Annotated in this window: 2 protein-coding genes; both read left to right on the forward strand. The window is 42.6% G+C overall.

Annotated features, from left to right (window positions below):
* A partial coding sequence (locus ACTNBF_RS16510; RefSeq protein WP_441089709.1) for a hypothetical protein occupies positions 1 to 332 on the forward strand: 332 nt, incomplete at its 5' end.
* Positions 329 to 669 (forward strand): ATP-binding protein (locus ACTNBF_RS16515; RefSeq protein ID WP_441089710.1); only part of this gene is annotated, 341 nt, incomplete at its 3' end. The genes ACTNBF_RS16510 and ACTNBF_RS16515, both read left to right, overlap by 4 nt.

The following is a 669-nucleotide window of genomic DNA, read 5'->3' on the forward strand; positions in this document are numbered from 1 at the left end:
ATTCCGGGGCATGGAGAAACAGTGGTGTCCGGGCAGATGCATCTGAGATACTGCGTGATTATTTGGATTCCTTACCAAAACCGGAATTAAAGGCAGGATTACGGCTGCTAAACGAAGTTGCCCATGAGTATGGCTATGAAGCCTCTTTAAAAGCAATGGAAATGGCTGTGGAGAATGGAAATGTCAATAAAAGTGATGTTACTGTTCTGGCTGCTCGTATTACAGGTTATGGAATTGAAACACCGCCGGAAAATGGACCCAATCTAAGTATATATGATGAACTGTTTATATATGGTCAAAATACGTTATCCGAGGAGGTGCATGCATCATGATCACAGCAAAGCAACAGGCAGAAACAGATCAGGCAATCATGGAAGCCTGCAAAAAACTATTTTTTACTACAGCGATTCCTGAAATGTGTAAAACAGAAGGAACTCCCAAGCAGATAGAGTATCTTAAAGATGCTCTGCTGCGTGAGCTGGCCAGGCGTGAGGAAAACAAAAAGGCAAGGCTTATCAAGCGTGCACACTTTCCTGTTTACAAAGCATTTGAAGGGTATTCATATAAACAGGTGCAGCTTCCACCAGCACTCACAAAAGAAGAACTGGAAAATGTCAGTTTTATAAATCAGAAGCAGAATCTCGTGCTGTATGGACCTGTAGGAGTTGG

Source organism: Bariatricus sp. HCP28S3_A4 (genome assembly GCF_052066395.1).
GTDB lineage: Bacteria > Bacillota > Clostridia > Lachnospirales > Lachnospiraceae > Allocoprococcus.